At 55.4% G+C, this 14,567-nt stretch carries 14 protein-coding genes; 6 read left to right on the plus strand and 8 right to left on the minus strand.

Going from position 1 to position 14,567, the window contains the following annotated elements; all coding sequences use genetic code 11:
- Positions 1-5: 5 nt before the first annotated feature.
- Entirely contained in the window at positions 6-185 is a 180-nt protein-coding gene (locus PanJK_RS12945; protein ID WP_265300223.1) for a DUF2158 domain-containing protein, read from the minus strand.
- 216 nt (positions 186-401) lie between these two features.
- Between PanJK_RS12945 and PanJK_RS12950 the strand changes: the two genes are divergently transcribed.
- Positions 402-659, plus strand: a complete 258-nt coding sequence (locus PanJK_RS12950; RefSeq protein WP_265300226.1) for a hypothetical protein — start codon at positions 402-404, stop codon at positions 657-659.
- Positions 660-672: 13 nt separating this feature from the next.
- Positions 673-1,173 carry a helix-turn-helix transcriptional regulator gene (locus PanJK_RS12955; protein ID WP_256697096.1) on the plus strand — a complete coding sequence of 167 codons (501 nt, stop codon included), beginning with the start codon at positions 673-675 and terminating at the stop codon, positions 1,171-1,173.
- Here PanJK_RS12955 and mgtE read toward each other — a convergent pair.
- The 5 genes from mgtE to ppk1 form a co-directional block, all read right to left on the minus strand.
- Positions 1,170-2,603 (minus strand): magnesium transporter, encoded by a 1,434-nt coding sequence (gene mgtE / locus PanJK_RS12960; RefSeq protein WP_265300229.1) that lies wholly within the window; start codon positions 2,601-2,603, stop codon positions 1,170-1,172. The two genes, PanJK_RS12955 and mgtE, sit on opposite strands and share 4 nt — an antisense overlap.
- Positions 2,604-2,723: 120 nt before the next feature.
- Positions 2,724-2,909: a YfgG family protein gene (locus PanJK_RS12965; RefSeq protein ID WP_265300231.1), complete on the minus strand. Its 186-nt coding sequence runs from the start codon at positions 2,907-2,909 to the stop codon at positions 2,724-2,726.
- A 154-nt stretch (positions 2,910-3,063) separates the two neighbouring features.
- Positions 3,064-3,669, minus strand: coding sequence for a tellurite resistance methyltransferase TehB (gene tehB, locus PanJK_RS12970; RefSeq protein ID WP_154155979.1), 606 nt, complete (start codon positions 3,667-3,669; stop codon positions 3,064-3,066).
- A 21-nt stretch (positions 3,670-3,690) separates the two neighbouring features.
- Positions 3,691-5,217 carry an exopolyphosphatase gene (gene ppx, locus PanJK_RS12975; protein ID WP_008108324.1) on the minus strand — a complete coding sequence of 509 codons (1,527 nt, stop codon included), beginning with the start codon at positions 5,215-5,217 and terminating at the stop codon, positions 3,691-3,693.
- A 5-nt stretch (positions 5,218-5,222) separates the two neighbouring features.
- Positions 5,223-7,283: a polyphosphate kinase 1 gene (gene ppk1, locus PanJK_RS12980; RefSeq protein ID WP_265300236.1), complete on the minus strand. Its 2,061-nt coding sequence runs from the start codon at positions 7,281-7,283 to the stop codon at positions 5,223-5,225.
- Between the two features lie 182 nt (positions 7,284-7,465).
- Here ppk1 and PanJK_RS12985 point away from each other — a divergent pair, with 182 nt between their 5' ends.
- The 3 genes from PanJK_RS12985 to pstB are packed head-to-tail and all read left to right on the plus strand — an operon-like array spanning position 7,466 to position 11,933.
- The gene (locus PanJK_RS12985) at positions 7,466-9,559 is read left to right on the plus strand and encodes an ABC transporter permease subunit (protein WP_265300238.1); all 2,094 of its coding nucleotides are present in this window, start codon (positions 7,466-7,468) and stop codon (positions 9,557-9,559) included.
- Complete coding sequence (gene pstA, locus PanJK_RS12990) at positions 9,556-11,154, plus strand: phosphate ABC transporter permease PstA (RefSeq protein WP_265300241.1); 1,599 nt, start codon at positions 9,556-9,558, stop codon at positions 11,152-11,154. The genes PanJK_RS12985 and pstA overlap by 4 nt, the downstream gene beginning before the upstream one ends.
- An 11-nt stretch (positions 11,155-11,165) precedes the next feature.
- Complete coding sequence (gene pstB, locus PanJK_RS12995) at positions 11,166-11,933, plus strand: phosphate ABC transporter ATP-binding protein PstB (protein WP_256697092.1); 768 nt, start codon at positions 11,166-11,168, stop codon at positions 11,931-11,933.
- Positions 11,934-11,976: 43 nt separating this feature from the next.
- On the opposite strand, the gene purN is transcribed toward pstB, so the two are convergent.
- Positions 11,977-12,615: a phosphoribosylglycinamide formyltransferase gene (gene purN / locus PanJK_RS13000; RefSeq protein WP_265300244.1), complete on the minus strand. Its 639-nt coding sequence runs from the start codon at positions 12,613-12,615 to the stop codon at positions 11,977-11,979.
- The gene (gene purM, locus PanJK_RS13005; RefSeq protein ID WP_265300245.1) at positions 12,612-13,652 is read right to left on the minus strand and encodes a phosphoribosylformylglycinamidine cyclo-ligase; all 1,041 of its coding nucleotides are present in this window, start codon (positions 13,650-13,652) and stop codon (positions 12,612-12,614) included. The genes purN and purM overlap by 4 nt, the downstream gene beginning before the upstream one ends.
- 229 nt (positions 13,653-13,881) lie before the next feature.
- Here purM and upp point away from each other — a divergent pair, with 229 nt between their 5' ends.
- Positions 13,882-14,508, plus strand: coding sequence for a uracil phosphoribosyltransferase (upp, locus tag PanJK_RS13010; RefSeq protein WP_008108331.1), 627 nt, complete (start codon positions 13,882-13,884; stop codon positions 14,506-14,508).
- The last annotated feature ends 59 nt before the right edge of the window (positions 14,509-14,567 follow it).

The following is a 14,567-nucleotide window of genomic DNA, read 5'->3' on the forward strand; positions in this document are numbered from 1 at the left end:
TTTTTTTAGCAGACGCCAAAATCGCCGTCTTCGTGATACGGATTTACGGTATCGGCTCTGACTTCAATTTCGCGCTTGATGTGATCGTCAACACGAGCGCACCACAGCATATCGCCTTCCACGCGCAGCACCTGCATCTTTGGGCCACCGGTCTTAGACTGCACAAAATCATCCACGTTAAACATGCTTCTTCTCCATCAGGTCAGTGTTAACAACAGAGTCTATATGCACTTCATGGGCTGTGCGCTTGATTTTGTGCGCTGTCTTCCAGCACAAAACACAAGCACAGCTCGTTGAGACCGTTCTGGTTATTTACCGCAGCATTCACCGCTGAAATAGTATCGAATTATTCTATTGTTGTCAGTTGACAACTTGGTGCGGTGAGCATAAGGTAACCAGCGATGTCAGACAGGAAGCGGCATCCGCATAAAGCGGTAGAAGAAGCGTTGCGGTATGCGGAAGCGAGAGGTTGGAAAATTGCAATCGGCGGCCACCATGCGTGGGGCAAGATGTACTGCCCAGATAACTCGGCAGAGTGTCGATGTGGGGATTACTGTATTACCTGCATCTGGAGCACGCCAAAAAATCCTGAAACGCATGCCAAACTGTTACGGCGGGTGGTGGATAACTGCAGTGAAATTCCTAAGCGGATTAAGTGACGAGGAGTGAAACATGGAATTTGAGTTTACGCTGCGTTTTCAGCTTAACGATGAAATCGACACTGATGAAGCGCTTGAGCGTCTCGGCTCGCAAGGTTGCGATGATGCGTTAATTGGCGCGGGTGTGGCGGGAAAATTAAGCATGACGTTCAGCCGGGAAGCCAGCACTGCACAGGATGCGGTGCGCAGCGCGTTAGATGATGTTTTTCAGGCATTGCCAGATGCTGAACTGATCGAGGCCGCGCCGGATTTAGTCGGGCTGACCGATATTGCAGAGTTGATAGGTGTTTCGCGGCAGAACATGCGTAAGCTAATGCTGAGCCACAGCCCGCAGTTTCCACGCCCAATTCATGATGGAAAAACAGCGTTATGGCATTTAATTGATGTGCTGGAATGGTTAAATCAGCGTGGTTCAACGCGGGTCAATCCAGCATTGAGTGAACTGGCGCGCGCAACGTTGCAACTCAATTTACAGCAGATGCTGCAACGTTACGCACACTGTTTAAAGCCTTAATGATGCAGCAAAAAGATCGTCGCCAGCCCGAGGAAGATAAAGAATCCGCCGGTATCGGTGATGGCGGTGATCAGCACGCTGGAGCCAACGGCAGGATCGCGTTTCATCTTAGTCATGATTAACGGAATCAGCACGCCCATCAGCGCGGCCAGTAGCAGGTTCAGCACCATCGCCAGCATCATTACGCCGCCGAGTTGCAGATTGTCGTACATCAGCCAGGTGACGCCGCCCATAATACCGCCCCAGAACAGGCCGTTTATTAATGCCACGCCGAGTTCACGCATGATCAGGAACGAGAAGTTACCTGGTTCAACCTGATGCAGCGCCAATGCGCGCACAATCATGGTGATGGTTTGATTGCCGGTATTGCCACCGATGCCCGCAACGATAGGCATTAGCGCCGCCAGCGCAACCAGTTGCGATATGGTGGCTTCAAACAGGCCAATCACGCGCGAAGCGACAAACGCGGTACACAGGTTAACCGCCAGCCAGGCCCAGCGTTTGCCCACCGCTTTACGCACCGGCGCAAACACGTCTTCGCCCTGGCTGATACCACCCATTTTACGGATGTTGCTTTCATTCTCTTCGTTCACCAAATCGACCACGTCTTCAATGGTGATACGGCCAATCAGCTTACCTTGTGCATCGGTTACCGCAGCGGAGATCAGGTTATAACGTTCGAACGCACTGGCGGCGTCTTCCGCTTTGTCGTTGAGTTGAAACGTAGTGGGATGCGGATTCATCACTTCGGCGACCAGCATCTTCGGTTTGTTGAGCAGAATATCCGTGAGCGTGAGTTCGCCCTGCAGTTGGTTCTGTTCATCGGTGATAAAGATCTTATCGGTGCCGTCAGGCATTTTTTTGCCTTTACGCAGATAGCGCTGCACCGTGGCTAAGGTTACGTCAGAGCGTACCGTCAGGATGTTGAAATCCATGATCTGCCCGACGCGGTCGCGATCCAGTTCGATCACACTCATCAACCGTGCGCGCAGGCTTGGCTCAAGAGTGGTGAGCAGACGTCCGGTTAAATCACGCGGCAAGTAGCGCGCCAGATATACCTGATCGTCGATATCCAGCGGCTCGATGGCATGCAGAATATCGCGATCAGACATTTCTTCCGTCAGGCTGGCCCAAACGGTTTCTGAAGCCTCAACCAGCACGTGACCGCGCTGCGCCGTTGGCACTAAACGCCACAGCGCCTGACGCTCTTCTTCCGGCAAGGCTTCGAGGATGTCGGCTAAATCCGCGGCGTGTAATTGTTGTAGCTCACGCTCTAATCCATGACGCCAGTCGGTGATGTCACGCAGTTCGGCGGCATTAAGATCGACGGATTTATCCAGCAGAACATCAACCAGATCATGCTCGTTGAGCAGTAGGTTGAGGATGTGATGGCGGGTTTCAGCTAATTTTTGTGAATGCGAAGCAGACATAACGCGTTCCTTGTGTCTGTAAAGTCAGCTCACAGTGTAGCGCGTTGCGGGTAACAGGACGTAAAAAGCAGTATTGTCTCAAAGGACAATGTTTAGCAGCGACAGGCGACCCGCAATTTTTTAGCGCGAATCACTGGTGCTCAGCGTGACCGGTTCAGGGATGGCTTTCTTTTGCTGATGATGCTCGATGGCACCGGGAATGATGAAAATCAGGCGGCCAAACAAAATTAAGAAGCTGACCAGTAATACCACGCGGGTCATGGTACCGGTTTTGGGACGTCTTCGTGCAGAGATAGCGCTGTTCACGCGGGGTGGTTCCTGTAATTGCCCGGTTGGGCGGAGGCAATATTTAGTCACACTTAGATCGCTAAAGCAATCGCTGTGTGAAAAATGAGCAAAAAAGGTTCAGCACATTGATCAACATCAGACAAAGTAACGGCCGCACAAGGCGGCCGTTATCTCAGTAGCTGGCTTTCTGCGCCAGCAGCGTGGCGAAACGGCATTTAATACGGTTACCGTTTTCATCACGACGATGCAGTTCACCGACATCTTCGTTGTACTTCACGATGTGCCAGTTGCGGTAATAGTGGCTGAGCTCACCGGATTTAAACGCAAACGGGAAGTTTTGCGTATTGGGATAATCATCGGTATCCATCGCCGCCACAATCAGGTTGTAGCCATATTTACGCGTGCTGGCCTGCATATCGGCAATCAACTGCGGAATGGTTGCCGGCTGCAGGAACATCATCACCACGGTCGACAACACAAACTGATAGGCGCCGTTGAACCGCACGCTATTGAGATCGCACAGCTCGGTGTGAATGTTCTGCAGATTCTCTTCCGCGATGATGCTGTTCAGGCGTTCCAGACTGGCGGGATTGCTGTCCCAGGCCGTCACCTCAAAGCCATGCTGATTGAGAAACAGGCTATTGCGGCCCTGGCCGCAGCCCAAATCCAGCGCTTTCCCCACCTCAAGATGAGGCAGGGCCGCCAGCACTTCAGAATGGGTCGGCGTGAGACCGTATTTTTCAGCGTAATAGTTATCGGGGCGTGTAGTCATAACCAGATTGCGGGCCAACTGCCCGCTTTACTCCTCTTCTTCCAGCATCAGTTTCCAGCCGGTGACATCATTCCAGTAAGCTTGCTCGCGCTCCAGATCCAGCTGCACCAGCGTATTCTGGCTCAGGAAGCCGGCAGGGAAGGTCAGCGTCCAGTGGCCGTCGTCGGTGCTGAGCTTGAGCGAATCTGGTTTAGTGGTCGCCTGGCGCTGATTATTCAGCAGCGTGCCAAGACGCAGCAGGAAAACCATCGGCAGAAACTGTTTCTTTTTAAACAAGGTGAAACGTGGCATCTCATCCTGCTTCACCGCTTTGCGGTGATAACGTACCAGCGTCGCCAACAGCATCTGTTGATCCTGATTAAAGCCCGGCATGTTGGAGTTTTGCAGGATGTAGGCCGAATGGCGCTGCATGCCGCTGTGATTGATGGTCAATCCCACTTCATGCAGCAGCGCGGCCCACTTTAGCAGCGCCGACAGTTGTGGATTGGCTTGCTTTGGATTCTGCTCCTGCCACTGCAAATAGAGCTTTTCGGTGGTTTCCAGCACGCGGCGCGCCTGATCGCTATCAATCGCGTAGTGATTGGCCAGACTTTGCGCGGTGCGGCTGCGAATATCCTGATGGCGGAAACGGCCTTCCATCTCATACAACACGCCTTCCCGCAGAGCGCCGTCAGAAAGACGCAGTTCGCGAATCGCTAACGCATCAAACACGCCACACAAAATCGCTAAGCCCGGCACAAACACCGCTTTACGCTCTTCCGACAAGCCCGGCAGGCTCAGCGCGTTGAACGACTTATGCTTCAGCACTTCGGTGGTCAGCAACTCCAGCGTTTCGGGCGTAATCAGTTTCTCTTTTTCGCCCATCGCCAGCAGCACTTCGCAGGCGGCTTTGATGGAGCCCGAAGCGCCCAGCGCATATTGCCAGCCGTGCAGACGATATTGCCACGCCATGGTTTCCAGCTTTTGCGCAGCGGAGAGGCGCGCACGGCGGAAGTTTTCGGGCGTGATTTCTCCTTTCGGGAAGAACAGATTGGCGAAGCTGACGCAGCCCATGCGGCGGCTTTCTACCAGCTGTGGCTCAAAGTCTTCACCAATCACCAGTTCAGTTGAGCCGCCGCCGATATCAATTACCAGCTTGCGGCCTTTTTCCGGCTGCGTGTGTTCCACGCCCATGAAGATCAAACGCGCCTCTTCGTTGCCGGAAATCACTTCGATTGGATAGGGAATCACTTCAGCCGCGCGCTGCAAGAACTCTTCGGCGTTGCTGGCGATACGCAGCGTATGCGTACCGACGATCGTCACGTTGGCGGCACTAAAGCCCTGCAAACGTTCGGCGAACAACGCCAGACAGCTCAGCCCGCGCTCAATCGCTTCTTCGCTCAGGCGATTGTGCGCATCCAGCCCATCGGCCAGATGCACGCGCTGTTTCAGGCGTCCCAGCACTTGCAAAGCGCCATCCACCACGCGGGCAATGACCATATGGAAGCTGTTCGAGCCGAGGTCGATTGCCGCGAATTCTTGAGGTTTCGGCGTACTTTTATGTGAGATTGGCATAGGCGTTATTCGGGTTGTTCCAGTTTCTTGATGTAGTCGTAAATGGCCAGCTGCGAACGCACCTTTTTACGGTTGCCGCGCGGCACATAACGATTACTCAGCTCTTTATCGACGATGCGGGCTTTCACCGTATCACTAAACAGAATGGTGATAATGTCCAGAATGCGTTGCTTCACGCGTGGATCAAGAATCGCCACGGCAACTTCAATGCGGTGATCAATGTTACGCGTCATCCAGTCCGCGGAAGAGAGGAACACCTTTTTCTCGCCGCCGTTCTCAAAAATATAGACGCGGTCGTGCTCGAGATAGCGGTCAACGATGCTGGTAATGCGAATATTTTCGCTGATGCCTGGTAAATCGGGGATCAGCGAACACATGCCGCGTACCAGCAGATTCACTTTCACGCCTGCCGACGAGGCGGCATACAGCCGATCAACTAAACCATTATCCACCAGGTTGTTGATCTTCAATGTAATGCCGGCAGGATTGCCTTGCTGCGCGTTGGCAATCTCGGCATCAATGAACTTATACAGCATGTCGCGTGAGTTCTGCGGCGACACCAGCAGATGCTCGAAGGTGACCGGGCGATACGGATTCTCAATAAAGTTGAACACGCGGCGCACTTCATTGGTGATACGCGCATCGGCGGTCAGCAAAGAATAGTCAGTATAAATGCGCGCGGTTTTTTCGTTGAAGTTCCCGGTACCGATATGCGCATAACGCACTATTTCCTCACCTTCACGGCGCGAAATCAGGAACAGCTTGGCGTGAATTTTCAGACCCGGCGCGGAGAAGATCACATGCACGCCCGCTTCGGTCAGGCGTTTCGCCCAGCGGATGTTGGCCTCTTCATCAAAGCGCGCCTGCAGTTCCACCACCACCGTGACTTTCTTACCGTTATAGGCGGCGTGAATCATCGCATCCATGATGCGCGAGTTTTTCGCTACGCGGTAAATGTTGATCTTAATCGCCAGCACGTTCGGGTCGAACGAGGCCTGACGCAGCAGCTCCAGCACATGCTCAAAGGTGTGATACGGATAGTAGAGCAGCACATCGCGATTGCGGATGGCGTCGAAACCGTTGCGGAAGCCGTCGAAGCCGATGTGACGAATCTGCGGCAGCGGACGGTTTTCCAGATTGCTTTTGCCGACGTTCGGGAAGCCGATGAAATCTTTGAAGTTATGATAGCGGCCGCCGGGCACAATCGAATCGTAGTTCGAAATCGACAGCTTATGGCGCAGCATTTCCACCATCGCATCCGGCATATCGCGCTGATAAACGAAGCGTACCGGCTCGGCATTGAGACGCTGCTTCAGACTCGACGACATCAGCTCCAGCAGGCTCGATTCCATCTCCGTTACCAGATCGTACTCGGCATCGCGCGTCATCTTCATCGAATAGGCATTCAGCGTATCGTAATCGAAGAAGCCTTTGAAAATTTCATCAAGGCAGTAGCGCAGGATGTTATCCAGCAGAATCATCGGTTTGCGGCGACGTGGTGACTCAGCCGGCAGGTTAATAAAGCGCGGCACTTTATCCGACGGAATCTCCAGCAGCGCATAACGAATATCGTCGCCGCGAATGATCTCCACCGCCAGATAGGTGTAATCGTCTTTCAGGAATTCGATCAGATCGGTGTCATGGTTAATCAGAATCGGCGTGACGTGCTGGCGTAATTGATGTTTGAAGTAGTAGCGCAGCCACTCTTGCTGATTCGGTGACAGCTGGCGTTCGTTAATCAGGAAGATCTGATTACGCGCCATTTCCAGCAGCAGATCGTTATACAGCGCATCAAACTCTTGATCCGACTTCTGTACCCGTAGCTGAATTTTCTTTAACAGATGTCGCAAAGAGGTTGGTTTGCCTTGCTCTTCGCTGATCAGAATCCGCCGCTTGAGATCGGCAAAGCGGACTTTATAGAACTCTTCGAGGTTATTGGAATAAATTCCCAGAAAGCGCATGCGCTCAATCAGCGGATTACTTTTATCCGAGGCTTCCTGTAACACACGTTCATTGAAGCTTAACCAGCTTAATTCTTTTTCTATATACAGCTTATCCTGACCCATTCTGACTCCGAGATGCTGATGCTGGACGGAATGTCCGGCGGAAAATGCACAAAAATGCGTTACCGCTCAGTGTCCGTCACCATTATGGCGAGAGTATGGCAGGCTTGTCCAACGTCAAAGGTTGTCTTATCAATCAGCTACGGGCAACATAGCGACTTGTTTCCACCGGTAACCTGGCCTGCATGAGCATAAATCGTATTCCCGTCCACTTTAGCGACCGTCGTCGACGCGCCAATGATAATGTAGTGCGCCGCGTTGTCACAGCTTGCGGCGTGGGAATTTTGCTGCTGATGTTACTGCTGTTCTTCTGGCTGATCTGGGTGGTGCTGCCGCTGTTTAGCGCGCCCGGAATGCATGCCACCACCAATATTCAGCTGTGGGACAAAGCCCCAATGCTGGCGATGGGCAGCGACGGGCATTTGGGCTGGCGCATCAGCCGCAACGAAGCGCGCTTTATCCCGCTCGATGGTCAACCTGCGGCACCTGCACTGGCGCTGAATGGCAAGCCTGATGCGGCGATCGCAAGCCCAGATAACCGCAGCGTGCTGCTCAATATGCAGGGCGAACTGCTGTTAATGCAACCGGTTATCCGCAACGGCAGCGGCGAATGGGGTTTCCCGCTCGGCGACCGTCCGCTGCGCTTACCGCAAGGCCCGGTCAGTAATATGGCGCTGACGTCGCTCAACGATCATCAATGGTTGATTGCCGCGCAAACCGCAGCCGGCATCAGCCTGCTCACGCTGGAAAATACGCAAAAGGTGAATCAGATCCTGTTGCCGCAGCAGCAGGCCGATCATCTGCTGCTGTCGCCGGACGGCACCTTACTCTACGCCAGCAGCGGGCGCTTACTGCGCGTGTGGCAAATCACGCCGGATGGCGCGCAGCTACGCGAAACCCAAACTCTCAATCTGCCACCGCAAAGTCTGCATATGCTGGCCGGTGGACGCACCTTGCTGATTCAGGATGCGCAAGGCGTGCAGCAATGGTTCGCTATCGCCAGTGATAAAGGGCCGCGTCTGCAACAGATTCATACCTACAACGGCAGCCAGCAGGCGCGCGGCATCACGCCTGAACCGCAGCGCCGCGTGTTTGCCACTTACGATGCGCAGGGCAAGGTTCAGCTGTTCGCCAGCAAGCAGCAGGGCGCGATCTTAATCCGCCAGTTGGCACCGGGCATTCAGGCGCTGGCCTTCGCGCCGCGCGGTGATGCCTTGATCATCGAACGCGCCGGGGAATGGCAGCAGTTTGCTTTAGATAATCCGTGGCCGGATTTCACCTGGCGCAACCTGTGGCAGAAAATCTGGTACGAAAACTATCCGCAGGCCGATTGGATATGGCAATCCACCGCGGCGGGCGACAGCTATCAAGCCAAGTTCAGCCTGATGCCGCTGGTGCTGGGCACGCTAAAAGCTGCCAGTCTGGCGCTGTTGTTCGCCACGCCGCTGGCGCTGGCTGCCGCGATGTATACCGCGTGGTTTATGTCGCCGGGTTTGCGTCGCTGGGTGAAACCGGCGATCGAAATGATGGGCGCGCTGCCAAGCGTGGTGATTGGTTTGATCGCTGGCGTGTGGCTGGCGCCGCACATCAGTACCGCGCTGGTCGGCGTGTTGCTGCTGCCGCTGGTGCTGGCGGCCACCTTACTGTTGTGCGGTGTGCTCAGTCCGCGGTTGCCTGCCAGCTGGCGACGTCCCGGCTTTGAAGTGATTTTGCTGCTGCCGGTGTTGCTTGTGGTTACGCTGTTAACGCTGTGGCTGCCAACGCTGTTCTGGCCGGACATTGGCGAGCGTTTAGCGCATTACGAACAGCGCAACCTCTTAGTCGCTGCGCTGGCGATGGGTTTTGCACTGGTACCGCTGATTTTCACCTTATCGGAAGATGCGCTGTTCAGCGTGCCGGGCGCGCTCGGGCAGGGCTCGCTGGCGCTGGGTGCCACGCCGTGGCAAACCCTGACGCGTGTGGTGCTGCCGGGCGCCTCGGCGGGCATCTTCGCTACATTAATGATTGGCTTTGGCCGCGCCGTCGGCGAGACGATGATTGTGCTGATGGCCACTGGCAATACGCCGGTCAGCGAAGGCGGCTTATTTGCTGGTCTGCGTGCGCTCTCCGCCAACATTGCCATTGAGATGCCCGAAGCCGCAGCGGGCAGCGCGCATTACCGCATTCTGTTCCTCAGCGCGTTGATATTGTTGATCTTCACGTTGGTGATCAACACCATCGCCGAGTTGATTCGTCAGCGTCTGCGTCAACGCTACAGCCAGCATGAGGGCCACGGATGACGGCGATGAAACAGAACGATCGCTGGCGCTGGCTCACCGCCGGGGCTGTCGCGGTTTGCCTGCTGGCGTTTACCTTGTTGATTGGTTTGCTCGGCTGGCAAGGCGTGCGCGCTTTCTGGCCGCAGCCGGTCGATCAATATCAGTTCCAGCCACCGGAAGGCAGCGCGGTGATGGTGCTGGGCGAAACCTTGCAAAAGCAGCAGCAGGGCGAACAGTGGCGCTATGTGGTGAAAACTGGCAACCGTGACTTTGCCGCGCCGGATTTCCGCGTGCTTTACAGCCAGGGCGAGGCGAAAACCCGTCGTCCTGTCGAGGTGTTGGTGCTGCAGCGCCGCAACGGCGGCAATGCGTATGGCTGGCTGGTGGAGCTGCGCCAGGATAATGAAGTGATGACCGCGCAAAGCCGCGATGCCTTGCTGCATCAGCGTTTGCAGCAGGTACATGAGCAGCTGCGCCAGGCGAGTAACATCCGCCGCATTGAGATGGCGCGCCTGAATGCACAGCTGGAAAGCCTGCAGCAGCAGGCCGATGAGCAGCAGCGTAACGGCAGCTTCAGCCTGGAAGTGCAGTCCGAGTTTGATGCCAACCGCACGGCGTTACAACGCCGCTTCAACGCGCTGGCGCAGCAGTTAACCCATCTGCAGCATGAAAGTCAGCGCGATACGCTGGTGCTGCGCGATGTGAACGGCGTGGATCACACCATCCCGCTGGCGCAGGTGGTGGATGCGTGGTATCCGAATGCCATGACGTTGACCAACAAAACGCTGCACTTCTTCAGCCAGATTTGGCAATTCGTCAGCGATTCACCGACTTCCGGTGGCGGCGAAAGCGGGGCGTTTCCGGCAATTTTTGGTACCGTGCTGATGGTGCTGTTGATGTCGATCATCGTCATGCCGCTTGGCGTCATCGCTGCGGTTTGGTTGCACGAATACGCTGGACGCAATGCGCTGACGCGGCTGGTGCGCATCGCGGTGGTGAATCTCGCCGGCGTGCCATCGATTGTCTACGGCGTGTTTGGCCTCGGCTTCTTTGTCTGGCTGATTGGCGGCACCATCGACCAGCTGTTCTTCTCCAGCGCCTTACCCAATCCCACTTTTGGTACGCCGGGCTTGCTGTGGGCCGCGCTGACGCTGGCGCTGCTGACGCTGCCGGTAGTGATCGTTGCCACCGAAGAGGGATTGTCGCGCATTCCGGATAATCTGCGTCAGGGATCGCTGGCGCTGGGCGCAACGCAGGCGGAAACGTTGTGGCGCGTGGTGCTGCCGTTGGCGGTACCCGCCATGCTCACCGGCCTGATTCTGGCGGTGGCGCGTGCGGCTGGAGAAACCGCGCCGCTGATGCTGGTGGGCGTGGTGAAGATGGTGCCAGAGCTGCCGGTTGATGCGGTATTCCCTTATTTGCACCTCGATCGTAAATTCATGCACCTCGGTTTTCAGATCTACGATTTGGCGTTCCAGAGCCCCAATATCGATGCTGATCGACCGCTGGTTTACGCCACCGCTTTGCTGCTGGTGGTGATCATCCTGTCGCTCAATCTGCTGGCGATGGCGCTGCGCCATCGGCTGCGTGAGCGTTACCGGCTTATGACGCACTAAAAAGGTTTCTGATGACGCCCGACTACGACATTGCCCTTCGCGTTAATCAGCTGTCGCTGTGGTATGGCGAACGCCAGGCGCTGAATAACATTGATCTGCAGATCCCGAAAAACCGCATCACGGCGTTGATTGGTCCTTCCGGCTGCGGCAAATCGACGCTGCTGCGCTGCTTTAATCGCATGAATGATGTGATCGATCGCTGCCGCATCGAAGGCGAGATTCTGCTGGATGATTACGCGGTGATGCAGGCGAATCAGGATCTTCCCGCACTGCGTCGCCGCATTGGCATGGTATTCCAGCGGCCGAATCCGTTTCCTAAATCGATCTACGAAAACGTGGTTTACGGCCTGCGCTTGCAGGGCGTACGCGATCGTCGCGTGTTGAATGAAGCCTGTGAACGTGCGCTGCGTGCAGCGGCATTGTGGGGCGAAGTGAAAGATCAGCTGGGGCAGAACGCCTTAACGCTCTCTAACGGCCAGCAGCAGCGCCTGGTGATTGCGCGCGCCATCGCCATTGAGCCGGAAGTGTTGCTGCTGGATGAGCCCACCTCGGCACTTGATCCGATCTCAACGCTGGTGATCGAGGAGCTGATGACCACGTTGAAGCAGCATTTCACGCTGGTGTTAGTGACGCACAATATGCAGCAGGCGGCACGCGTGTCGGATTACACCGCGTTTATGCATAACGGACAATTAGTGGAGTTTGACGAAACAGATCGCATCTTCACGTCGCCAAAAGCGCGGCGTACCGAAGATTACATTACGGGACGGTTTGGGTGATGGTGCGGACGTGATGAAGGTCGCCATGAATGGCGACCCTACGTTAGTCGTGTGCATATCCCTGTGGCGGCAATGGTTTATCATCCAGCCACGCTTTACCTTCACGCATCTGCAAACGCCCATCAACAAACCAGCTGATCACCAGCGGATAGATCGCGTGTTCCTGATGCTGCACGCGCGCGCTGATCTCGTCTTCGCTGTCGCCAGCAAACACCGGCACGCGCGCCTGCAAAATAACCGGTCCGCCATCCAGCTCGTCAGTGACAAAGTGCACTGAAGTGCCATGCTCTTCGTCGCCGTTTTCCAGCGCCTGACGATGCGTGTGCAAGCCCGGATATTTCGGCAATAACGACGGATGAATATTCACCAGACGATCGTGATAGTGCGCGACAAAAGCGCTGCTGAGGATGCGCATATAACCGGCCAGCACCACCAGATCCGGCGCGTAAGCATCAATCTCCTGCATCAGTTGGCGATCAAAGGCTTCGCGGTCGGCAAAATCACGGGCAGCTAACGCATGCGGCGGGACATTGGCTTCCTGCGCGCGCGTTAAGCCATAGGCGCTGGCTTTATTACTGAAAACGGCAGCGACGCTGCCGTTGATACGCCCGCTTGCGCAGGCGTCGAGGATGGACTGAAGATTGCTTCCGTTGCCGGAGATCAGTACAACCAGTTTCTTCATGGATTGATAACCACACGCTCTGCAGAATCAGACGCTTTAATCACACCGATTTTCCACGCTTTTTCGCCCGCGTCGGTCATCAGCTGTACCGCTTTATCGGCTTCTGCCGGGCTCAGCGCAATCACCATGCCCACGCCGCAGTTAAAGGTGCGGTACATTTCGTGACGGCTGACGTTGCCTGCCTGCTGCAACCAGCTGAACACGGCTGGCCACTGCCAGCTGCTCTCTTCCAGCACCGCCTGGGTGTTGTCTGGTAGCACGCGCGGGATGTTTTCCCAGAAGCCGCCGCCGGTCAGATGCGAAATCGCATGCACATCAACCTGTTCGATCAGGCGAAGGATGTTTTTCACATAGATACGGGTTGGCGCCAGCAGGTGATCGGCCAGTGACTTGCCATCCAGCTGTTTAGTGGCCGGATCGGTCTGGCTGACTTCAAGAATCTTGCGCACCAGAGAATAACCGTTCGAGTGCGGGCCGCTGGAACCCAGCGCGATCAGCACGTCGCCGTCCTGCACTTTCGAACCGTCAATGATTTCTGATTTTTCCACCACGCCGACGCAGAAACCCGCCACGTCGTAATCTTCGCCGTGGTACATGCCTGGCATTTCAGCGGTTTCACCGCCGACCAGCGCACAACCCGACTGCAAGCAACCTTCGGCGATGCCGGTGATGACCGATGAAGCGGTATCCACATCCAGCTTGCCGGTCGCGTAATAATCGAGGAAGAACAGCGGCTCAGCACCCTGAACAATCAGGTCGTTAACACACATCGCGACCAGATCGATGCCGATGCTGTCATGGCGTTTGAGATCCATCGCCAGACGCAGCTTGGTGCCGACGCCATCGGTTCCGGAGACCAGCACAGGCTCGCGGTACTTCTGCGGCAGCGCACAGAGCGCGCCGAAGCCGCCCAATCCACCCATGACTTCCGGGCGGCGGGTTTTTTTCACTACGCCTTTAATACGGTCAACCAGATCGTTACCAGCATCGATATCAACACCGGCGTCTTTGTAGCTGAGAGAGGTTTTGTCGGTCACTGCGGAATCCCCACGCGAGTTGCGGTTGGTGGCAAAAATTAAGCGCGGCAATTCTAACAGCGCAGGCAAACGTTTGCGAGTCCCATCTCATGCTGCCTTTGCATCGCCTCAGATTTTCGCCAATCCTTAGATGACGCAGGCTATTGACCGATGACATATGGCGCAGCGGCGAAAAGGCGGTATAATCCGGCGATTTTTTTTAGCTCAACTCAATTCCGGGAGAACAATCATGAAGATCGTGGAAGTCAAACACCCGCTGGTCAAACATAAACTGGGCCTGATGCGTGAGCATGATATCAGCACCAAGCGTTTCCGCGAGCTGGCCTCGGAAGTGGGCAGCTTGCTGACCTATGAAGCCACCGCCGATCTGGAAACCGAGCGCGTCACCATCGAAGGCTGGAATGGTCCGGTTGAAATCGATCAGATCAAAGGTAAAAAAATCACTGTAGTGCCGATTCTGCGTGCTGGCCTCGGCATGATGGAAGGCGTGCTCGAGCACGTGCCAAGCGCGCGCATCAGCGTGGTTGGCGTGTATCGTGATGAAGAGACGCTGGAGCCGGTACCGTATTTCCAGAAGCTGGTGTCGAACATTGAAGAGCGCCTGGCGCTGGTGGTCGACCCGATGCTGGCAACCGGTGGTTCAATGATCGCTACTATCGATCTGCTGAAGAAAGCCGGTTGTACCAGCATTAAAGTGCTGGTGCTGGTGGCCGCACCTGAAGGTATTGCCGCGCTGGAGAAAGCGCATCCGGATGTGGAGCTTTACACCGCATCAATCGATCAGGGACTGAACGAGAAGGGTTACATCATTCCTGGACTCGGCGATGCCGGGGACAAGATTTTCGGAACCAAATAAAAGAAACCAGCCGGCCAGAGAGTCGGCTTTTTTTTGTCTAAAAATATTCAATGGGGATA

It is taken from the genome of Pantoea sp. JK (assembly GCF_026130245.1).
GTDB lineage: Bacteria > Pseudomonadota > Gammaproteobacteria > Enterobacterales > Enterobacteriaceae > Pantoea > Pantoea trifolii.